Source organism: Micromonospora chokoriensis (assembly GCF_000718555.1).
Taxonomy (GTDB): Bacteria; Actinomycetota; Actinomycetes; order Mycobacteriales; family Micromonosporaceae; genus Micromonospora; species Micromonospora chokoriensis_B.
Map to the genome: position 1 here is coordinate 39,826 of NZ_JOAN01000005.1, position 24,909 is coordinate 64,734.

1 protein-coding gene (only partly in view) is annotated in these 24,909 nt (G+C 66.1%); it reads right to left on the minus strand.

The window, feature by feature from the left end; translation table 11 throughout:
• A protein-coding gene (locus IF46_RS32380; RefSeq protein WP_036391511.1) for a toxin glutamine deamidase domain-containing protein crosses the window boundary here: on the minus strand, positions 1-24,909 show its 3' portion. Its footprint extends 10,467 nt past the window's final position; only the last 24,909 of its 35,376 coding nucleotides appear in the window; its start codon lies off the right edge, out of view; the stop codon is at positions 1-3.

Consider the following 24,909-nt stretch of genomic DNA (forward strand, 5'->3'; position numbering starts at 1 on the left):
CTAGATAGTGCTCAGCCCCGCCCTCAGCCGAGCGAGCCGCGCCGCATCTTCGCGCGACCCAACCTGCCTCTCTAGTTGTTGCAGCTGGTTGATCAGCCCTCGCAGATGCCGCTGCAGGCCCTGCTTAGCCGCCCGGTCGTCGGGGTCCGTCACCGCCAGCCCGAGGTGACGCCGCAGGTCGGGCAAGTCGTTGACCAATTGGGCTGCGGCCGCTTTCTCGTTTTCTGGAAGCCGCTCGACAACAGCCTCGATCTCAGACAACGAGGGCAGCACCAACCGCACCAGAGGAGCGTTCAGGATCTCGTTGATGAGTTCGGCGTCGGGACGCGGGTCGAGCATTGCTCGGGCAGCTCCCGAGTAGGTGCCCTGTGCGAGCTGGTGCATATCCAGAACACCATCCCAGACTTCGTCCTTGTTCTTGATGCCCCAACCAACCGACCGGACTTCGAGCAAGACGAGCGGAACGGCGTCGCTATTGCCGGTGTCCAATTCGCCGTACAGGCCCGGCTCACGGTTGACGCCGGTCAAGTCTTGCGGGTCGAGGAAGTCGCCGTCGACGCCGAAGCTGGCTTTGAATATCAGCTGAATGGATGGATCCGCCAAGATCGCTCTCGACCTTTCTTGATCTTTGACGATTCCCTCATCCACCAGCAATTTTTTCACCATCCGCGTCGCGATACTGGCCCCCTGAGCGCTCAGGTAATTCTTAACCTCGGGTGACAAGGACTCTCGCACCACGCTGATGGGATTCCTGAGCGCGACAGCGGTTTGGTTCTTCGTGAGGGCCGGAGCATTCGGATTGCCGGCTGTGCGGGCAGCCAACTGCGTATACAGCATCGCCACGTACCCACGAACCTGAGCAACGCCACGCACACCCGCCAGCACGTCCGCATCGCGGTCCGAAATCCGGCGCCCGCTAGCTTCTACGTAGTGCCTCGCCACCCGCGCTCCCATTGCGCGGCCAGTCGCCATTCGCTGCATCTGATCATCCCACGAGGTACGGCCTTCCTGGGCCAGGGAGTCCAGGAACGAATCAAGCGCGACGACCGGAACTCCCACTGTCGCCTGCAAGTAATAGGGCGAAGGAGTGTCGATCGGGCGCCAGATCTCGAGCTGCTCGACGCTCCCATCGCTGGGAAAACTCCAGCCAGACCCGGCGTTTATCACGTCGACCAGCCGCACGCCAGCCGATCCACGCTGGAAGACGGGAACTGATTCGAGATCACGAAACAAGCCGTCCAGGCGTTCACGGAAATGGTCAAGACTCAACCGGCTCGCCTCACCGTTGACTGTCGCCAGCGGCGGAGAGACCACCTCCAGAATCGGCAGAGTCACCCCCTGGCCACCTTCCGACCCACGCTGAAGGAACCGATAGCCGTCCCACTTGTAGCCACGTTTGTCAATGACGATCTCTATACCTTCGACGGAGGTAGCAAGCACGGTTCTTGATGGCAGGTGCTTCAACCTGTCGCCGGGCTCCTTGACGAACACCTCGGCCTCGATCTCAAACCCGACCGCGCCGACCCCGGTCGTTGCCGCCGGATCCACGAGAGCGTCCGCAGCACTATCCTGCAACACCGGCCCGCCCGCTGCGATCTCATCGGCACCGCTCACATAGAGCAGGCGGCCTTCGCTGGTCGGCAATCGTAACGGGCCACCCAGCCCGCTAACGTCTGCTGTCCCCAACTGCGGGCGCTCCGCCGGCCAGAACAATCTGTACCTCGGCACCGCGCCACTGCTCTGCGTCTCGATCACCAGCAGGCCGCCATCCAACTCCGGAGCGCTGGCCGGCGGGCGATAGACGATCACGACGTGTTGGGGTCGGCCGGGCCGCCGCACCCAGGCTAGCGAGAACGCCCCTGATGGCATGCTGAGGAGGTCATCGGCGGTGCCCGCCTGGAACCTCCCGCCCAGGCGCACCGCCAAGTCAGTCACCTGGGGCGGGGAGTCGTCCATCCCATACCGCGAACCCACCCCTGCGTTGGTCAGCACACTGTGTACACGCGTCAGACAGTCGGGCGTCGACCCGTCCCAGTCTGGTAGCCGGTCAAGCGCATCCGCGAGATCGGCCGGCACCTCAACCTCTACCATCCGCATGGACTGGACGTCACGAGCCGTGACGACCGTCGTCCGCGTTCCGGCTGGCCGGTCTGATCCGGACGATCCGCTGGTGGCAGGAGTCGGCGTTGCTGAACTGGCTGCCACCCGACCTGAGGGCAGCGGGGACATCAGGCCACGTTGCCGGGCGAACTCAGTCTGCTCCGCATGCCAACTCACCGTGGAGGTTCGGTCCCGCCCTGAGGAATGTTGCCTCTCATCCGCTGCGATCAGCTGCGTCTGAGACTGCTCGGGGCCTGCCATCCGATACGGCAGAGATCGCGACCCCGATCGCACATGCAGCCCATCCGCTGACTGTTTCCCAGCCCGGAGGCCGGAGTCGACACCCCCACCGTGGATATGTTCGGCGATCGACCTGCTCAGCTGCGCAGGGCTGGTCGGAAGAACCTCGAACTCCTGCATCTCCATCCGCGCCTGCACGATCCGGGCCGGACTCACCGCCGGATGGTGCAGGTCAGCCAGATGCTGGTTGACGTTCTGCACCGTCTCCTCGCCTACCTCGAACGCGTCCCGCACCAGCACCGGATCCGACATCTGCGCACGCGGTTGGTACGACTCCACGCTCCCCGGCTCAGCAGCCACTACGCTGCCCTCCACCAACGCTGGCCGCAGCCCTCGCGAAGTCTGGACCAACACCACCCACGGCGCTTCGGGATTCTGGGATTCGCCAAACCGGATCAGAGACCCATCCGGACGAACGACCGCCACTCGGCGCGAACGGTAGAGGGCGATCAGGGGCGGTGTCAGCTCCGATGCCTCCGGCCCATCCAGCATCGCGACCAGATCAGCGTCCAGCGGCAACCCAAGCGCCTCGGGCGTCACACCGTCCTCGTCAGCGATGCGATCGCGCAGGAATTCCCGATGGTCGCTGACATCGTCGAAATCCGCGATCGCAGCGTTCAGCACCGAGTCCAGATCGTCCTCGACCAGCAATGACGAGGGCACCAATCGCCATCCCTGCCAGCGCAGCCGGGTGGTTTGCCGCGCCGTCAACAGGGCCGCGTCCTGCGCCACTCGGACCTCAGCCAAGGGCAAGGGTCCGTCGGCTCGAATCGGCAGTCCCGCAACGGCAGTCGGCTGGCCGGCGCGTGCAGCGCGCGCTGAGCGGGTCACTTCCAACAGCTCGACCGTTACCCGGCCATCGTCCTCGTCCCACTCGACGGCCCTAACCTGGTAGCTGGCGCGTGGGTCCAGCGAGAAGGGTCCCGGCCCCTCAGGCAGTGGTGTCAACGGGCGCACGACAAGCGTCAGATTGTCATCACCCGGTGCCAGATCCTCCTTTCCTCCATAGAAGTGCATAGCCGGAAGCTGGATCTGCTGCCCCGCGAAGGGATCCCCGATGTCCAGCAAGCGAGCGGTTCGGTAGACAGCGGGGCTTCCCGACGACACGACGTATGGTCCGGGTACCTCAGTGAGGACTGTCCCACTCCGTTGAGTCGCAACCACTGCGAATGGAGTGTCCGGCAGGATCAGCAGGCTACCCCCACGGAGGTTGCTCTCCAGGGCGGATCCGACGTGCAACTCAAGCACCACCTGGCCTGGTCTGGGCGTCGGTCGCCGCGTCATGGCGACCAGCGCGCCGGGCACAGTCAACACCCCTCCACTGACCGGCACATCCCCAGCAGGGACCTGGATATACCCCCGTTGCGGCGTTGCCAGGCCGTCTTCCGACTCCACGACGGAGCTGGTCACATCACCGGCGGCCAACGCAAGCTCATGCAGGTCTGAATTCCTGTACATCACATCGCCGAACACCTCCCCCGGCGGCAAGCTCAGAAAGAGCGACGCCGTAGCTTGCCGCAACCACAGGTCCTCCGACGCGGGATCGCCGGGAATACCGCCCCCGAATCTCGCGCGCCGGAGCTGGTTCTGGCGTTGCCGAACGGATGCGACATCGAGATATGCGCGAGCTGTCGCCAGCTGGCGTTGCCCGTAGCGGAAGTAGGCATCGTCGGCCGGGGAAGGTGCCACCGACGACAAAGGTTCCGGCATCGCGGGCACCCCGAGCTGGTGCGCCCGCGTCGCTGCGGCCTGTAGCGCCTCACTCACCGGTGCGTCGAAGTCAGCCAACACACCCGCTGCGGCCCTGGCGATCTCGGCCCGGTCAGCCTCGGACGCGCCGGGATACCGGGCGGCGATTGTTTCCGCCTGACGCTGCACGTACCGGGCCCGGTCCTCGGGACTGGGCGACAGGTCCGTGAAATCCGACTCGGTCGGTATTGGGTGAACTTGTACGCCCAAGTGGTCGCTGAAAGCAGCAGCGGCGTTCGACAGCCACCATTGCACGTCCCGCAGCAGTGCGTCATCCCGCACTGAGCTGGACATGTAGCGGCCGGACTGGCTGTTGAGGACCCACCGACCGTCGAACTGGTCATAACTCAGCTCACCAGCGAGACGGGCTGGACTGACTATGGTCCGGCCTTCATCGTCGAACTCAACGCTGACAGTCGGGTGCCCAACACGCAGTTGGTCCGCGGTCACCCTCGGATCAAATTGCCGCATCCGGGCTAAGAGCTGCTCGAAACTCGCACCGCCAAGCAACTCCTCCGGCGCCTCCGACCCGACGCGGATCACGCCGTCCCCACCAACGACAAACGTCCAGCTGGCGTGGGGGTGAGCAAGGATATCCGATGGCGATAGATCAGAGAGGGCGACCGAAAAGAACGGATTAATCCGAACCTCGCCGCTGGCATCACGCTCCATGGCTTTTATCTCCGTAGGACCTTCCAGGTCACCGAACCGAAAATCCAACTCCCGGTCCCTCGCCTGAAGCTCAGACGAGTCAAAGTGATCCGATGATTGGGAAGCAGAGCTCCCCTGCGACGACTGACCGCTGCCGCTGCCGCGCGGGTTACCACCGCGAATCCGCGGAACCCCCCCGAGTGCGATGTAGTGCGCGGTCGAAAACGCCAATGCCTTGCGAGGCGTCCTGGGAGCACCCGGATTCGCGGGCAGCATCTCGGTGAGATACTTCTGCACCGTCTGCACGTCCAACTTGCCGCCGTGGTAGGGCTTCGGAAGGTCAGCCTCCACTTCCGCGACGAATTCAGCGTCGACCGACTCGACGAGGGCCGCGTCCTTGACCGTCAGGCCCGCCCTGTCTGATGGCAGGGGCGGGGGTGGCGGCTGCACTGCCGAGCCCACGACTGGAGTCGATGCGAGCCCAGGTCGGTCACTGACAACGGCCGAGGGGTCGGCTCGGCGCTTCCCGAGCGGCGGGGAAACAGCGGCCCTCGACGTTTCAGACGCGACCGTCAGCGGGGTAACCAACGGCTCCGCAACCGGCTCGACCGGGGGCGCGGGAGCAGGGGCGGGCTTGGCGTGCTTGTGCGTCACCGGCGCCACCTCCACGCCGAGTCCGTCACTCATTCGCCGAGCAACATTGCCCAGCCAGCGAGACACATCGTCCTCGTGAACATCCGGCCGGACCTTCTTACTCATATACCGACCCGATTTGTCATCGACCTCCCACTGCCCGCGGGTCGCGTTCCAGTGAAACTCGCCACTGATTCGAGCCGATGAGACGCTGACGCCGCCCTCGTCGAGGAAACTCGCAGCGATCGTGGGGTGACCCTGACCATCCAATGACGCCTTCAACTCCTCCAGCGTCAACTGGTCGTCATGCTCCCGCATACCGGCCAACAACTGCTCCCACTCGGCGTCGTCAACGACCGTACGGATCTCCTCAGTCCCGATCCGAATCTCGCCGTCCTCGTCAACCGCGTAATGCCAACGCGCATCCTTCCGCTCCAGGAACGCTCGCGGGAAATCATCAAGCCGATACCACACGGGATTCAAACGCACTGGCCCGTCACCAACCTCGGTCGGTTTGACCAACTTCGGCTTGACCACCATCCCGTACTCGTGGTCCAAGTCGACGACAGAAGCAACTCCAGCGCTGACTTCGCCCGCCGACCGTTGAACAGTGATATCCTCCCGAACCGCATCCACGACAGGTTCGGCCGATTCCGGCAACCGCGTCTGGCCATCAGGCTTGGCCGGGATGTGCTTCGGGTCGTCGATGTGGACGTCGGTGTCCGACGTGAGCCTCGTCGGCACCGCGACCAAGCCGTCGAAGGCCCGCACCTTGCCCTCGACCTCGTCGTTGATGACGTCCCAGGGCGATCCGTCCGGAGTGAAGAGCAGCCAACTCTCCCCGCCCATGGTCAACACTTCGATCTGCTCGCCGGCCACGTCGACGAACAGGTCCGTCACCGGGGCGAGCACGTTCCGATTCGCAGCGATAGCGAACTGCTGTGCGAAGCCCTGCGGCAGCGCGCCGGCGGAGCAAGAGAGCAACGCCACCGACGTCCCGACAGGCAATCGCTCCGCCAGGATGTAAGCCAACTGCTCGGCGGTCATGCTGACGTCGTAGATTTCGCCGTCCGGATCCCGCACGGGGACGCGGACCGCCGCACCGGCCGGATGCACCGCCACCGGGACGCTCTTGCCCTCGCGGACCACGTCGCGTCCGACCACCTGGGCCAGCTCACTCTCAGCGAGCAACGCCCACCCGTCGCGCAAGCCTGGCACCTCGCGCAACAGCACTTCGGCCCCGTCGGCGAACCAGGTTCCGTCCCTGCTCGCCCGCAGATCAGAGACGGTAGGAAGCTCGGCGCCGCTCGTGCCCGGGTCGCCCAGGGTGAAGCCCCTGCCCCCGGAGCCTCCCGGAGCAGCGGGAGTCGAGCGAGAGGGCACAGTGGCAGCCGTTCCACTCGTTGATCTTTGCGGCGCTGTGCGCTGCGGCCCCCGCGGAGGATCAGCCCGCTGCGAGGCCGTGCCGCCCCGGCCCGGCGTGGGTTGCGACGGCGGGGCGACCGAGGACCCGGGTTGCGGCATCACGTCAATCAGCGGTTGCTTGATGCGCCCGCCAACTTGTTGTAGGTACTTCTCGATGTTCCCGCGGTGAAGAGGGTTCCTGGCCAGGAAGTCCCGGACCGCGAGGGCGAGTCGGTTCACCTCCGGGGTCATGCTCAACACGCGGGGCATTGTCGCGGAACTGTCCACCGGGCCGGCGGCAAGCACCACGTCACGTAGCGCGTCCACAAATCTGCCGCCGATTTGCGTCCCCGCATACGCGACCATGGCGCCAGCGTGTGCGTCCGCATTGCGCACGTGTGTGACGATTTTATTCATGTCTTCGTTGTGCTTCTCCCAGCTCGTGTGGCGTGGGCCGATCTGTCGGAACTCGACCGGGATCAGCGGCGATTCGTTGGGGCGGTCAGGCATGTCAGTGGCATCAGCCACGTCCAACACATCGATCTGCCTCAGCTCTTCTCCACCGATCAGCAACTGATCGAGGAATTGCCAAGCAAACACCGTTCGACGTCTTGGTGGGTTGGTCGCCTCCGGCTCGTCTGGGAGCCCCTTCCGCTCGCGAAGATACGTATCAAGATGGCGCTGTTCATTGCCCTGCAGATACGGATGTTGCGACAGGTGGCGCGTAAACGCTGCCTGAACCGAGGCTCGGTTCTCAGACAGCCAGCTCCTGGCTCGCTCCGGCAGTCGATCGCGAAGAGCACGGAGAGAGACTCGGGAGGCAACCGTGAGGAATGCCTTCGGGATCCCTCCTTCGCCACGGCCACGAGACCACCACAACGGGATCGCCGCTGTCTGAATGAATCCGAGCGCCAGCACCCCCGATATCAGACTGGTGTCCTTGTCGAAGTACGAGAGGGTGCGGACGACCTCGCTATCGCCGCTATTCAGGAACATCGCGGTCACCTCGGAGGCGAATCCCATCGCAGGCCGGACCACGTCCAGCCCCGCGCCAGAACGAATCATAGGCGTGATTGCAACAAGGGTACCGATGATGTTATGCGCCGGGATGCCTACGCTGATCTGCTGAAAGATCGTGTCGGCATCCGGGAAGATGTGCCGCCAGGAATTAATATTCCAGTCCCTAGCGCCCGGCGCTACTATAAAGTCCGGCCCAGGGAACAGATTCCCCAGCGAGACATTCCTCGCCCCCAAGAACATTTGTCGAATCCGGTATATATGCTGCCTGATCAACTCCGCACCCTGAGCCCGCTCACCGGTCAGCATCTCCCACGGCGCTGCCACGATCTCGGGAATGAACAAGCTCCTACTACGGGCCTTGGATGTCTGGACGCCACTGGGCGCCTTCTCGGGATCGAGATACCACTTTCCGTCCGACCCGTAATAGTGGCGCGCAGCGTCGACCTTGACTCGTACCAGCCCGTCGCTGGTACGCAGCATCTCATCCCCCTGAGCCTGACCCTGGTTGACCCGCTCCACCTCCACGTCATGTAGCTCAAGCTCGGGCGCCCCGTAGCCGAAGTCGTGATTGATCGGCGCGTCAATCACGGCCGATTCGAGGGAACTGGACTCGGGCCGCGTCCCCCTAGCCACTACCTCACCCAGATCAGGGTGATCGACCGTAACGACCTGACCATACGAGTCGAGCACAACGAACCGAATGTCGACCGCTTGGCTGATCAGCTTCGGCACCACGTCGCTGGTCGTACGGCTTCGATTCTCCGAGAGCCGCTGCGGATCAGCCCAACGAACGCCGTCCGTGGTGTGGTGCGCGGCAAGGACGTGCCCGGTTCGGCCCCGATCTCGACTGACCATGACCAAGACAGTGGCCCCCACTTTGGCCCCGTGCGCCACAGTGGAGAGAGCACTAGCCGAGTCAGCCCGATACCAACCAGGACCCGCAATGATCCCTGCCCGCACGCCGGCAACGCCACCCTGACCCACCGCCGTGTCATCAACCGCCCTTGCCGGCCTGACCCCGCCCCGATAGACCGCGCGGGAAAATCGATTAACCAGGCTCACACAGTCCGGCAACAGAAGTGCATCCATCACACTACGTTCACCGACGACCTCATCAACAAGATCGTTAAGATCATCGGGCGACATTCGAACCGGTTCACGCCCATGCCGCATGACCCCCGACTCGTTCGCAGCACGAAGGCTGGAGTCGCCATCTGGGCCGCTGGACCCAACACCATCATCGTCAGCGGCGTCACCACGCCCACTCACCCTCGGCGCCCCCTCCGACCGCAGCGGCTCGACGGGCGACGCCACCGAAAGGCCCGGAACGACCGACGAACCCGCAGCCGGCATACGGTCGACCGGCTCTGGGTCGACCCGCGCCTCGACATGAACACCACTGGACCTGACACCAGGGTCAGCGGATACAGATGCGGCCTGCCGGCTCGAGCCAGCAACAGGACCGTCGGGGTTGTGGACCTGCTCCGCAGAGCCGGCACGGCGGCTACTGCCGAGCAGTCTGGGTACCTCGCCGCCGCTCGCGATGTAGTAGGCGGTCAAATACACCAGGTCCCGGTGGGGCCTGGACAACGGACTCGCGGAGAACGCCAACTGGGCATGCCGTGTCACCGTCCGCGCACTCCGGTTGCGGTGGTGGTCGGGGTTGAAACGTCGCAGTTGCTCGTTCACGTCGGCCACGAACTCGCTGTTGATGACCACGCCACCGACGACGGGTTCGGTCACCCCGCCATCAGCGGGCTCAACTGCCTGGTCGTGCGGCGCGTAAGGCGGTAGTGGATGCGGGAGTGGCCGCAGTTGCGGCCGTTGCTGCGCCTCCTGCTGCGCCAGTCGCGTGTACCCACCCCCACCGCGGCGCTGAGGAAGCGAGGAACCCGTCGTCGAGGCGCCGCCGACGGCAGCGCCAGACGCGACAGGCACCCCAGGCTGCGACGACGACGGTTCCACCGAACCCCCGGGGGGCTGCGGCAGCCTCCGCACCGACCCCCCGGGGGGCTGCGGCAGCCTCCGCACCGACCCCCCAGACAGCGGCGGCATCGGATCTGCGGGTGGTGGCCGCAGCATCGGTTGCACCGGATCTGCGGGTGGTGGCGGCAACGGTCGACGCAGCCGACTCGACCCAGCAGTCCGAAGCGGAGCATCGATCGACGGCAGCTCAAGTCCGGCAAGGGTGCCGGTGAGCGCGTCAACCCCATCGGATGGCGACGGCTGTTGCCCCGGATCAACTCCTTGAACTACCGGAGGCACTCGTGTGGCCATTCTGCGCCTGTCCCGAAGCTCGCGGAGATGGTCGACGAACTCATGCCAATGAGCGTCGAGTGCGTCGGGCGTTACTTCAACATCTCGGAAATTTCGAATCTCGTAGACGACACATTTCTCCATTCTTCCATCATTGTCGTCGAGCCTGGCAAATTCGTTGTCGTTCGAATTCAACCCGACCGCCGCGCGTTGCGAGATAAAGGCGGCAGGCCTATCAAGAAGCGCATTGTCGAGGTAATCACCAACATGGTGGGAGGATTCGATCAACTCGACCTGAAGAATGCTAAGACCACCCACGTCCTGTCTGGACATAGTCCGATCAAGGCTTTTTCTGTTCTCGGAAAATTGCGCGACAAAAGCCGCTTTTATGCTTTCGGCTTCAACTTCGAGGTGACGACGAATCGCAATTGGCAATTCGGACCTTACCGAGGAAAGCGGGTTCCGCATGCCCGCTGCAAGCAAGTTCTTGTCGAGGCCCGGAGTGTGATAGAGGATACCAACCGCTGCAACTACGACGTGCGTATACGTATGCGTCATGAACGACCAGAGCGCTGAGACACCAGGAACATCCAAGTACTGACCTACCTCGCCAGGCTGGACACCGAGGTAGGCAGCAGTAACCGTCCGGCCAAACTCTAAGCCATTCTCTAGGAGCTGCCGCGGCACCGCCCTGAAGGTACGGTCGCCTTCAAGCAGCCACCACACGAAGCCCAGGCCATCGTCGAGCGGAACGCCGACGTTCCATTGCGCGTAGACGAGGTCGGTGTGGTAGGCCGCGAACAACTGCGCGCCCCTGCCTCGCTCGGTGATTACCCAACCGTCCTCGCTGCGATAGACATGCTCAATTGGTAGGCCCGACGACGATCGCGATTCCGGGCGGTACAGCGGGGCTTGGGCCGTGCGCGACAGGGTGGTCCGGTATTCTGAATAGACATCAGGCCATTCCGGCCTCCCCGCGTCGCCCGATGTAACCCTCGTCGGATAAGTGATCGTCTCAAGGATCGGTAGGTTTAGCCACTCGCCATCGCGTTTCGCCGATCCGAACTCATCCTTGAAATTATCTTCATACAGAAAACCGTCCGAATAGTCCAAAAAGTATTGGCGCTCGTCCAGCGCGACTTGAAGGTCATAGTCGGCGTCAACACCGGGACTACCTGAATGCCTCCTCGCCAATACGGTTCCATTCATTGGCTGCTCCCTGCCGGGGGCGAACACAATGATGGTGTTCTCCTCGCCCTCCAGGCCGATGGCACCGGCCTTACCATCCAGCTCAGACGGCGCGACTAGATCCGATTTCGCGGACACGTCGATGCCCTCGGTCAGCGGCAGGAAAATCCACTCGTTGAAGCTCTCCGGCAGCTTGGCCAACCCACCCCGCTGCCCATCGAGGAACACCACCTCACCCTTATACCGGATCACGTTGAACGCGTGCGCCGTCGTTACCGCTCCACCCGGCGTCGAGGCACGCACCAACACAATGCCCCGCGCACCATCCGCAGCCGACCCCATCGCCTCGCGAATCGAACCCGGATCCGTCCGGAAAATCGGCGACTTGTCACCATCGATCAACTCCAGCGTCTGCCGCTGATAATTAACCAGATCAGCCTCATCCTGTATGGATTCAGCCGGGGCCTCGAACGAACTATCCTCCAATAAACACAGGTCGGAAGTGAAAGCGGTCAAGACGCAGTTCGTCTCGGACCCGTCCAGATTCACCGAGTCAAGCCAGTCGAACGCCTGCTGCGCGTCCGCATCATTACGAACCGTCGACGTCCCGGCGACGAAGTCGCTGGTCGAGGGGAATGCTCCCGCCACCGGCTTACCCAGGGGGTCGACCACCAGCACCCGCGCCGCAGCCGGAGACCTTGGCGGCGCCGACGGCGTGGTCCCGGTACGAGCGTCGGGCAGTTCAACTCGGACGGTCCTGTTGTCCGACGTGTGGTGGAAGGCGAGGCTGTACTCGCTGCCGTCCTGCCGAGTCGACACGACGAACGCCGTGCTGCCCGGCCCCGCTTCCTCCAGTGCGGAGGTGACTGCCGACCAGGACGGTGTCCGACTCCACTGCTCAACGTTGGTGAACGCCTCGCTTCGCTGCCCCGCGCCAGCGGATGCCGGCACAGGCACGGGTGACACACCCGCCGGATACAACTCCTCAGCAAGGGCACTCAGCCCGGCCAGCGCGCCCGCCCCAACTCCCGCCCGTTGCGACGCCCGATCCTGCGCAGCCGGCAGATCGCCGCTATGCGTCGGCCACCCGTTCTTGAGCACCGGGTCACCCGACGACTCGACCACCAGCACCTCAGCCGTGGACGGTGGCGTCCGCGGGTTCCAGGTCTGCACCGGCCGTACCCGCTGCCGTTGGTCGGTTTCTTCGGGGTCGACCAGGAGGATCTGACCATCCGCGGCGTGATACACCGCCAGCGTCTGCGGCTCGGCGGAGCCATCTGACGGGGTGAGCCGGACGAAGGCGCTGGCACCTGGGCCCGCGTCTCGTACCCGGTCGACAACCGCTGCCCACGACGGCGGCCGAGACCATCGGTCGTTGGCGCTCACCGTGTGGGGCCCCTGGCCTACCGCGGCGCTCGACCACACCCCCGCCGGATACCACGCCTCGCCGAGGGCGTCGAGCGTGGCCGACGCGTTTGGCGAGGATCCTGCCCGGGTCAGGGCGTCGTTCGTCACCTGTTCGAGGCGGGCCGGCGAGAATTGATGATCATTGACAGCGAACCGGTCCCGCATCTCGTCGCCGGGCGGCACCAGGGCGTCGAATGGAACCTTGCTCATCCCGTACAGCCACCCGCCGCCGGAATCATCCCGTGGCTCGAAGGTCTCCCTCCGCCCATCGGGCAGGTGCGCCACCAGGGTGGCCCGGTACCGGTAGTAGGTGTAGGCGGCGCGCTCCTCCTCATTGCGTTCGACGATCTCGGACAGCTCCTCGGTGGACTCCCGCTCGCTGTCGCGACCGCCCTTCCAGCCGGACCGGATCCCCCCGTACTTGAGGTGCGCGTCGGGATCTGCCACCTCCGGGCCGAACCCCACCAGCCAGCCCGACCCAGCGTCGGACGAGGCGGCCGGCTTGGTGTCCGCCTGGCTGTACCTGCGCCCCTTCAAGGTGACCGTGAGGGGTTTGCCCTGGTCGTCGAGGAGCTGCGACGCGTCGGTGAGGTCGATGCCCAGCCTGATCTTGCTGTCGGGCAGCAGGTATTGATGGGCGAGTAGCTGCGGCAGCCGGGGCCGCAGGTTCGACTCAGCGGTGAACTGGTCGGCCTCGACGAGAACCTCGCCGAGAGTGAAGCTGGGAGACCGCAGGCGCTGGCCGGCCCACCCCGGCGCCTTGGGGTTGAGCCCCGCCGTGTCGATACCGTGCGCCGCCGTCAGGCTGACCGGGATGAACGACGTATCACCGGACACCAGCTCGTTCAGGGTTGCCGTGGTGTCGTCCGGTTCGACCCGCAGCAGCGGTTCCCACCGCTGGCCTGGCTCGTCGACCGGCCTCGTCAGGTATTCCGGCACCAGCCGACGGGCGGTGCCGCCCTGGAATGGCGGCGGCTCGACGGACCACACGATGTTGTCGGGACGGCCCGTGGTGATCTGGGACAGGGTGCTGCCGAGACCTGGTGCCAGCTGCGCGTTCATCGGAAGCTGGAGGGAATAGTCCAGCTTGACCGTGAAGGTGACAGCGTTGTTCAGCTCGTACGTTGCCGGGGTGTTGTAGCGGTAGATGTCCTTGGTGCTCTCCTCCTGCCCTTGCGAGACTCCGGTGCCACGGTCCAGGCTGCCGCGCGCGAATGTCATTCCGCCGGCGGTCGACGTCTCCGCTCCACGAACGCGTGCGGCACCCGAGAAGCCGACTGACGAGCCGGACGACCCGCTCCGCTCGACAGAGCCGATCACCTCGGTACGGAGGGTCAGCCGCGCGTCCGGGCGGGCCCGGCCCGGCTGCTGGGCACCGTACTCACCCTTGACCTGAACGTGAAGATAACCGGCTCCCCACATCCCGCCGGGCACCATGAACCAACCCTGTACGCCCGAGCTGAACAGCTGGAAGGCCTGCAGCTCCAACGCCTCGGAGGAGAACGTACGGGTGAGGGACTCACGCAGCGGGGTCGGCTGGTCGGTGAGAATCTTGCGATCGACGAGCGTGCCGAGAATGAACTCCAGTGGTTCGTCAGCTTGCAGCCGTTCCAGGTGGCTCGCCGCCCGGCCGAGCGCCGGATCCACCTCGACCCGTCGCGGTGATGCCGGCGGCTGTGCGCGCTCATCCTCTCCGGTCTGCAGGCCGAGCTCGTCGACCAACCGGTCGGGAACCTCGAACTCCAGCCCGTTTCGCAGATCCACTACTCCGCTGAGCTCCCGCGACGCGGTGGACGTGAAGGGGTTCGTCCCCCGAGTGAGATCGCCGAGCATTCGGCCCGTGGTACGAGTCGGCGTCGCCACCAGCCGTACCTTGAAACGGACAAGCCCGGCGCGGTAACCACGCACGGTCTTGTTGTACGTGGCACGGCTGATGTCCATGCTGCCGGAGGACGTGGTCTTCGAGTCACCCCACTCGTACGAGGTGTGCCCGACCCCGCTCGCACCGACGAGGGTCGACGTCAGGGACGTCTCGTCCGTCGTGTTGCCGCCCAGGGTGGCGTATCCGCCCACACCCACGCCTGCCGAGAACGACCTCGTCGATTCGTCGCTGACTTCGAATTGGGTGACCGCCTGCGAGTACTGCTCGACCTCGACCTCATCGCTGGCGCGCAGATGCTGCGCGTCATACACCTCTGCCGACACCTCGAGTGCCGTGCTCCACCCGTCGCGCTCGCCGAGGAAGAGGGTCCAGCTGGTGCCGGATCTGGTCAGGGCGGCGAAGTTCGCGGCGAGTTCGGTGGGAACCGCCAGCGACATGAGCTGCTCGGGCCAGTTGAGGGGGTTCTGGTGCCAGTCGGCGGGCAGGCCGTGCAGCGTGCCGTAGAGACGCGCCGCAGTGGACTCGAGTTCGGGCAGCTCCGGGAAGCGCGGGTACACCCCGGAGACACCGTTGGTGTCGAATCGGACCTGGTTTGCTGGCGGCTGCGATGGCTCAGCCCGCCTGCTCCCTGGGCCGAACGAATCGACTTTGACGCTGTCCAACTCGTCCTTGGCTACCGGATTTGCCGGTAGGTGCGGCTTCGGCACGACGACCTGCTGTTGGACGGTCTTACCGTGGTGCAGCCGCGTCGTCGGCTCGCCGCCCGTGGGTTGCACGACGATCTCGTAGACCAGTTCGTAGGTGTGCTCGACCACCGCGCCGAGAGTCTCCGTACGCCGGTAGCTCTTCACCGTTCGCGCGTGGGTTCGCTCGCTGCTGCTCTCCGAGGAGTACCCGACGTGTGGGGTGATCGGCGCGCGGGCGACTCCCGGAGGCTTGAGGAGGAAGGTGGCGGAGAGGTCGACGCCGATCTCACGTTCCTTGGTGATGCCGGCCTTGATTCCCGTCGAGGCCAGGGCCCGATTGTTGACCGTCATCTGGTACTCGCGGGTGCTGACCAGAGCGCGTGGGTGCGCGACGACCAAGACCTTGTACTCGTGGCCGCCGATGGTGAAGGTGCTGCGGATGCCGGTCCGGAGCCGACCCGGGTCACCTTCGAGTGCGGGCAGCCCGTAGGTGAGGCCGACCTGACGCCCCACCGCCGCCCAGGACTCCGCGTCGGGCTCAGTCTTCGGTCCGCTCTCGAGGTCAGATTCCCGGACTGACGACCCGTGTCGGGCACCGACCGCGTCGCGCAGCGCCACCAACACGTGCCCGGCGACCGGGCCGGCACCGGGGAGACCGACGGTGGTGCCCGGGCCGTCACCGCGCCGCGACGCGAGGATCAGCGGCTCCTGCGGATGCGGTGCGGTGCCCGGCCGGAACGGCACACGTGTCTGCGGCGCGTCCGGACGCTTAGGGCCGAGCTGCTGATCGACCGCGGCCGGTGGCAGCGGGGCGGGCGGTCTCACCACGCTCGGCGGGGTCATCGGCGTGTACCAGTGCACCCCGTTGGTCTCGTCGAAGCTCTTGCCACGGATTGCGTTCTCAAAGGCGTCCTGCTCCGAGGCCGGCACCCCGATCTCGCCTCTGGTACTTGTCGCGGAGTAGCTGAAGTTGTGGGTGGACGAGTGGACCCTGATCTGGACCTCCAGATCCGCCGCGTAACGGACCTGCGCTTCCTCCCGGTAGAGGACGGTGTGGTTCATGCCCTCGGCGCTGATCTCCTGCGCCGTCGAGGTGCCCCACTTCACGGGAAGACCCACGCCGACCCCGAAGCGGAGGATGCTCGGCGAGACGATCCGACTTACCGAGACATGCGGGAGGTCGGCCGAGTAGGAGGTGTCGACACCGCTACTCGTCGAGGAGCCCCGCACCACACCGATGTCGTCACGGATGCCCACACCTTCGATCTCGGCCACCCGTTGCAGACGACGCGGAACGAGAGAGATCTCGACATAGCCCTGGAAGCTCTTGCCGAAGGGATGGCGCGGGCTGTGCTCACCGGTCTGCACCACCAGGTGGCTCGACGTGTCGGAACCGTTGAGCAGCCACCGGCTCCGGCCGCGCGCGGCACGTTCGTTGAGATGCTGGTGGCTCACCTGGTTGACAACATCGGCCGCCGCAGCCGCAGGAAGGGCGTCTTCGCCCTGACGCAACGTCCGCTGTAGCTGCGCCATGGCAGGGGTGAAGTCAACCGCGTTCAGGACCTCGTGGGCCGACGCGGGCCCAGCACCACCGGCTGGCCCTTGCTGTGGGGCGGTCTCGTTCGGGCCATAGGAGCGCGTGACGTCCTGGGACGGGAACTTGACGACGAGCATGCCCTCGTCGCCATCGACGAGTGCCGGCTTCCCCCAGGGTTTTCCGTCGACGTAGACCTCAAAGGAGACCCCACTGCGGAACTTGACGGTGTCATTGATGAAGAGCTTGCGGCCGGAGATGATCCGACGCGATTCGGCCCCGGACTGCGACCGCCCGCCCCCCAGCTCAAGCTCAGGCGCGTAGGTGAGGTAACTGCTGCCCTTGAGTCCCTTCAGGAGGTCCGGCAGCAGCGTCCACTCACCCGGCGACGACCGTTCACCCTCGGTGCCGGTCGACGTCGATCCGAAGGCGACCTCGTACCGCCTCGGACCCTTGTCGGACTTGTCGAGATGCGTCGGGGCGTGCAACTTCGGCTTGATCCACACCAGCCGGCCATCGATGTCGCCGACCCAACCGACCCGCAGAAGCTCGTCCCACTTGTCGGTGTTGGCCTCGTTGGTCATCTGCTTGGTGACGGAATCCGGAGCGTCACTGACGTCCTCGGTCACGGCGGGATCGCCGGGCGCGGACTCGATCCGGAGCATGCCCTCGATCTGCGTCCGCACGCCCCGGCTCAGCACAAACCCGTCCGCCACGCTGCCATCCGGGGGTGCGGCCGGCAGCGCGTTCACGATCCGCTCGGCGACCTCGTCGGGCCGCGTCCAGCCAGCCGACTGCACGGTCATCCCGCCCGTGGCGCCGCGCGCGACGTACCACGGCACCGCTCGCGTGCTGGTGGGCTGCTGGGTCGGCGCCGGGCCAGCCGGCAGGCTCGGGCCCGGGACCGACCGACCTGGCACAGCGGCCCCGGGGCCGGCGGGCTGGGGATCTTCGTCGATCTCTTCGATGAAGGCCTCACCGGCCGTCGCGGCGGCGAGGCTGCGGGACTGTTCGATCATCTCGATCAGATCGGAGTCGCCAGCCGTCGGGGACGGCACTTCGCTAATCGGCGGGAAGTCGACGATGAATCGATCGCCGGGTGCGACGCCACGCCGAGGCGGCTCAGGTCGTACCCCTGCTGTCTGCCCTGCGGGGGTGTCGATCCACCCGTTGAAGTGGGTTGGGTCCTTTTGCCAGAGGCGAAGCACCTCTGCCGATCCACGATGTTCCTGCGTATCGGGGTGGAAGAATCCCTGCGGACGCTCGGTAGTGCCGACGAGCAGACGCATACCCAACGCGTCGGCGAGCAGGACGCCGTACCCGTCGCCGTACGCGCCGTTCCACGTGTTGCCCCAGTTGGCGACATCTTTCCCCAACTGCTTGCGATCGTCCTCGGTGATCGGGCCGTACACGTTCTGACCCTGACCTGCGACCGCGCGGGCGCTACGGATCGCGACCGCACCGAACGACGCCGGATCGAGACCGAACGACGCCGGGTTGCGCACCATCCGCGCCAGGCGGAGAGCCACCCTCCCCACCGTGTCGCGCAGTTGTCCGTCCCTGGCTACCTCCTCCGCCCCGCCGGGCAGGGTCACCTTCTCCGACACGTTCGTCAACCACTCGGCCGCACGCAGATCACGGTCCGCCTCATCCCTGGCGGTCCGGCTGTTCGGATCAAAAGCGGGATCCGGCCGGCTCAACATGGCCGCGAGCTGCGAAGGCGCGGTGAGCACCGCCGCGTTGAGCATGCACCAGCCGTCCGGCGGCACCTCAACCACAGATCGGGACGGAGTGGATCCCGCAGGCGGGATCGTCGGGTTCGTGGCGGTGCCTCCGGGACGCCGGCTACGGCGCGGGGCACCGAAACGACGGTCGGTCGGGGCGTCCAGGACAGCCCGGGGGGTGGACTCGGATTCCAGCCCCGAGGATGGTTGCCCGCTGCCGGGCCTCGACGCGACCGGCCGGGAGCCGGATGCGCCAGCCTGGTCCGAGGAGCGGTGATCCGCCGCATTGCGCGGGCTACCGGCGTACAGCCGCGGCACCTTGCCAGAACTAATGAAGTCAACGAGCCAAGCAATCCGGCCCGGGGAATTCGTCGGTGGGTGGCTCACCTTCAGCAAATCGGCATAAGCCTCCGCGATCTGCGTCTCGCTCCTCGTCGGGAGCCCCAACTGGCGCAGGCGCCGGTTCACCTCCTGCACGTCATCCCCAGTCAATTCCCCAGGCGAGGGGAGCGTGGGAGCCGGACCGGCCGACGATGAAGAGGCGCTCGGAGTCGTGGTGTACGGCGCCGCACGCCGCTGCCGGCGCTCCTCCGCGTGGCCCGGTTGCTGTTCGCCGCGACGACCACGGGATCCACTGCCGGCCGGCGGGCCGCCGGGCCCACTGCGGCGTGGGCCACCTGCGGGGTTCGCGCTAGTCGGCGGCGGGGGAAGGAGCTGAACGCCCAGTTGCGCCGAGATCGGGGCGAGCATCATCGCCGTCTGCTGGTACGTCCAAGGATATGCCTGTAGATGGCGCGCGATGGCCGTCCGCAGTTCGTCGACCCGCTGCGGCCGCTGTCCCGGAGCAGCGGTGGCGACGTTCACCAACGCCGCGTTGACGGCGCGTCCACGCTGGTCGCGACCGAGCATCTGCGCGGTGCTGGCGACGAGATCGATCCTCTGGGTCGACTCGCGTAGCTGCTGGGAGTCGCGCGAGAACCCGTCGAAGTCACTGAAGGAGACCAGTGACGGGTCCTGATTCCGCCAGTCCGGCGTGCCGTAGTAGCGGGCTTCCAACGCGACGGTCGGGGGCAATGGCCCCGTCTGAGGCGTGCCACGCTGACTGAGGCTGTCGCCGGATCTCGCCTCGCCGATGTCGAATGCGCTCGGCCGGATGCGCGGCCCCTGCGACGACGGGTCGAGCACCTCGTCAAGCACCTGCCCGACGGTGCCGATCCGCACCTGTGGACGCTCCTCATCGACCAGCATGACCGAGAGAACGTCTATCGGGGCATGCTGGGGCCGGTTGTACCTCGAGTTGAAGTCAGCCTGGAATCGCGGTGCGGCTGCGAGGAATCGCCTCGTGAAGATCGAACGAACGTCGGCCGACTGCTCCCGCAGGAAGCCCTGAACCTCGCTATCGAGCTCCTTCCACATCGCCTGCAGGGGGTGGCGGGAGGCCACCAACATTCGGCCCTTCATGATGTGCTGGCCGTTGCTCTGCCAATCGAGCCCGGCCATTGCCGTCATGCTGGCCAAAGCCACTGTGCCCATCAACGAGGCGACGGGCTCCGACGTCGCCAGCAGTCGCATGTCCTGATCGGATGGGCGTACCCCGGTCTGCCGTTCGATGAAGAGCGCGCCGGCGTCTCTACCAATCCGCATCGCGGTGTTCAGGTAGGTCTGGGCCGGCTCAATCGGTCGACCATTCGCTGCCACGTGCTCAAGGAAGCCGTAGACCCCCGCCAGCGGCACATCCTCGGTGAACTGGGCGTAGAACGGCAGTTCCGGATGGAACCGAGGGTAGCTGGCCGCCTTCACATCACGGTGCGCGGGACTGATGTCATAGTCCGTGTCAGGGAAGATGTCCATCAGTGCCGTCGAGGGCCGGTCCCTCAGCCCCACTACTGGCTGCGCTCTCCACAGCCGCTGAACGACATCTCGCACACGCAACTGGATCTCGGCGACGCTCGGCTGATTCTCCTCCCCGGTCAACGTCGCACCCGGCACCGTCTTGATCTCCAAAACCGAGGCGTGCAGCTCCCTGCTGAGCTGCGGATGCGGCGAAACACCGGCGGCAGCCATGCTGTGCCGGGAGGCGTAGAAGAGACCGTCCGCCCCCACCAGGAACTTCTTGTTGTCCGTCAGGACCTGGACAAGCCCATCCTTCGAGGTCACCAATAGCGTCTTCTCCGGCAGTGGCCTGCCGGCGCTGAGCACGACCGCCACATTGTGGACTTCAACCTCTTGCGCATGGGCGCCGAACTGGTGGTTGGTCGGGGCATCGATCAGCCACGACGGCCTCGACTCTGACTCCGGCGCCGCCCACGACTCATCCGCGGAGAGCCGCCAGGGATCCACCACCCGACCATCGCCATCGAGCACCACCGCGTACGACTCCACGACACCGGCACGACCATCAGGGCCGTCCCACCGGCCCGTCAGGTTCCTCGCGCCGTCATCGTTGAGCGGATAGACCCGACGGTCATCCCGCTGCGGGTCAACCCCCCACACACCGTCCGAGGTGTGATGCCATGCCCGTGCGTGACCGATGGCGCCGTCGCCGCGGCTTTCCAGGAGGAGAACGCTCGCGCCGGGGCCATGTCGCTGCAGGGTGTTCCGGAGCGCCTGCGGGTCGTCCACCCTCGCCCAGCCGGGGCCGGCGATGAGGCTGGAGCGTGTTCCGGCGACTCCGCCGAGGCCGACGGGCAGGTCATCGGAGGCGTTGGTGACCCCGACGCCGCTCGGGTAGACCCGGTGCCTGAACCAGTTGACCATGGTGACGCACTCGGCCAGCGACCACGGACCACTGTCGCCCTGCTCGCGGACGAGGTCAACGACGTCGTCCACGACGTGACCAAGTTCTTCCGGGTCAAGCCGTACCGGTGCCGTCCGGTCGTGGGGCGTGGGACCGAAAAGGTCACGGGCCCGATCCCCCGGCGTACGCGGCTTCTGGGCCACGGTGCTCTCCTGCACCGCATCGGCTGCGGGCAAACGCGGCCCGTCCTGGGAAGCAGAACCCGTGCTCGCCCGGAATTCTTCAAAGTCATGTAGGTCGTTGATCACATCCCAGCCGTCGCCGCCGAGCCCCTCGGCCTCAAACAGCACCCGGGATTCCCCACCGGAGGTGACCAACCCACCAGTCGCAGCCGTCGACCCGACCCACACCTCCGTCGGTTTCGACGGTACGGCGGTGAGTCCTTCGAAGGGCGTTCGTTTGCCGTTGATGTCGTCGTTGATGACGTCCCAGGGTGTGCCGTCGGGTGTGAAGAGGGCCCAACTCTCGCCGTCAACCGTGGCGAGTTGAGGTTGTTCATTGCTGGTGTCGAGGTAGAGGTCGGTGGTGGGGGCGATGATGTGCCGTCCGGTGGCGGTGGCGAGGCGCTGGGCGAAGCCGTGTGGCAGTGCGCCGGCGGAACAGGAGAGCAGGGCGATGGGGGTGGTGATGTCGGGTAGCTCGTTAGTCAGGATGGTGGCGAGTTGTTCGGCCGTTATGCGGACTTCGCGGGTGTCGCCGTTGGTGTCCCGTACGGGGATGCGGACGCCATCGCCGGCCGGGTGCACAGCTACCGGGATGCTGGTCACGTCGGGCAGGACATCGCGTCCGGTTATCTGGTTCAGTTCGTTATCGGGCAGTAGCGCCCAACCGTTGCGGAGTTCGGGGACGCGGCGCAGTTGCACCTCGGCGCCGTCGGCGTACCAGGTTCCGTCCTTCTTCGTGGTCAGCGTCACCGGGGGCAAGTCGACAGTGCTCGTGTCGTCCGGGCCGAGGAAGAAGCCCGTACCCCCCTGCGACGCGCTTGGATGCGGTCCTGACGCACGGGAACCACCACGCGGGCCTCCGAAAGGCGGACGCGGCTGGGTCGCCGGATTTCTCAGCGTCGCTGGTGGCGTGAGTGACCCCAACCGCTGTTCCGCGGGCGCGAGCACCTCGGCAAGGCGTGCGGCGTCTCCTGGACGCTGGCGCAGGTGGGCGATGACGGCCGTGCGGATCGCGTCGACGAGAGGCCCCCGTTGCGGCGGAGGAACCGAGGCCGCAGTCCGCACCGCTGCAACGATCGCTCGGCCCGTGGGCGTGTTGGCCAAGGTTGCGCGGTACTCGGAGATGCGGTCAGCCCGCTGCGCGGCGGCGACCAGCCGCTCCCTGATCGCCGCGTACTCCTCAGGTGTCTGGTTACCGGCGCCCAGCATCCTCATCTCGATGAGGATGCTGGGCGGGTAGGGTGCCCGGCGATCCAACTGGTGGGGGCCCCCGACGCCGAAGACGGCCTCGGGCGTGAGCTCGGGATCCGTGCCCTGAAGTAGCTGGTCGAGGTAGCGGCCGCCGGACATCGGGCCGATCCCGGGGACGATATTGAGTCCCACGTCGAAGAGCGGATTGTCGCGGCTGCGATCCCAGCCCTCGATCTCCCTGATGTCGTGGGCTAGCGTCGGGAAAGACCGCCGCATCGCGTCTGCGGCGCGGTCGTGGGCCGCCGCGCGTTGCGTCGACAGGAATGTCTGCAGGTGAGGCGGCATCCCCGACCGGACGGCCGGCAACGAGGTGCGCGCGGCGACCGCGAGGTACCCCTTGACGTGGATCTGTTTCTGGTGCCGACTCCTGAACCAGAGGGGAAACACTCCAGCCTGGGCGAGAGCGAGAGCGAGATTGCCGTAGATCGTGCCGAGGTCGGCGTCGAGCGCCGCGAGCATCTCGACATCGGCGTTCTCATGGACGGGGTACCCGCGCGAGGCGGAGTAGAGCCGAGCCATCTCTGCGCCGAAGTGACGCCCCGCTTGGAGCAACGGCAACGATTCCGGTTCACCTCTCACGACCACACCGGGCCCGGGCGCGACCCGACTCACCGCCATGGCCGTGTCGAGCACGGGGCCGATCGCGTCGACGGGCGCTCCCATCGTCGCCTGCACGTACAGGTTGTCTCCACGGGGGAAGACCGCCGGGTGCGCCGTGGCGGTGAGGTTCGCGTAGCGCGGGTTGACCACGAAGTCGGTCCCATTGAAGAGCTGACCCAGCGTCTCCCCCCGACTCTCGTTCAGGATGTTCCGGATTCTGAGCCTGTCAACGTCCAACTCCGACACTGTCCGGCCAGACTCGCCTGCGAGAATCGCCGCGGGGGCCGTGATGGTCTCCGGCACGGGCACCAGGTGTACCTGCGGTCGCTGACCACGGGGGAAGCTGTTCAGGTTCCCGTGAAAGCGCTGGCCGTCAGAGAGCCAGCCAGCCATGTCGGCGACGACCCGCACGCTGCCGTCCGCATTCGTCAGCAGCAGCTCGCCCTTCGGGACGATCGCGCCGAGGCGTACCTGCTGGTTCTCCTCCTCGTCGCCGTAGCGACCAAACTCATGATTGATCGGGGCGTCCAGCAACGCCGGTACCGGCGGGGCCGACTCGGGGCCGGCCCACGATGTGCCGTCAGGTAGGGCTGCCGGGTCCACCACGCGGCCATGGGCGTCGAGAACGATCGCCCAGGTTTGTACGGTGCCGTTGCCGTGGTCGGGGCCGTGGAGTTCTCGGATACGGCGACCGTTGGATTGGGGGTCGACGCCCTGTATGCCTGATGAGGTGTTGTGCCACACCCGTGCGTGACCGTCAGTGCCGTCGCCGCGGCTCTCCAGAAGGAGAACGCTCGCACCAGTGCCCTGCCCTTGCAGGGTGTTCCAGAGTGCCTGCGGGTCGTGTACCTGGGCCCAGCCGGGGCCGGCGATCAGGCTGGAGCGCACTCCGGCGACTCCGCCGAGGCCGACGACGGGTAGGTCGTCGGAGGCGTTGGTGACCCAAACGCCGCCTGGGTAGACCCTGCGGATGAACCAGTTGACCATGGTCACGCACTCGGCCAGTGACCATTGGCCGGCGTCGCCCTGCTCACGGACGTCGGCGACGACGCCGTCCACGACCTGCTTGAGCCTGGCCGGGGTGAGGTCTACCGGTGCCGTCCGGTCGTGGGGCGTGGGGCCGAAGAGGTCACGGGCCCGATCCCCCGGCGTGCGCGGCTTCTGGGCCACGGTGCTCTCCTGCACCGCGTCGGCCACGGGCGTGTCCGTCAGCGGTTGCGCGGTGAGATCCGTCAGATAGGTCTGGTAGGCAGAGCCAAAGTCGCCGGCCTGGCGACGTCCGCCGCGGGCAATGCGGGCCTGGTCGGTTTCCGAGACGGGCGAGTCGAAGGCGTCGCCAGCGTCGAAGATGACCTCGGAAGCGACCGCGTCATCGGTGTCGTCGTCAGAATCCGAGGTCAGGTGCGGTCCGGTTGGTGCGGTCTGGGGAACGTCGTCGATCTCCTCAATGAACGCCTCGCCGACCGGGTTCGGCTGGCGGAGCGTGCCGTAGGAGTAGCCGAGTTCCCGTGAGAGCGCTCTGGCGGCGTGTTCGCCGTTGGCGTGGAACTCGGCGGCGACGAG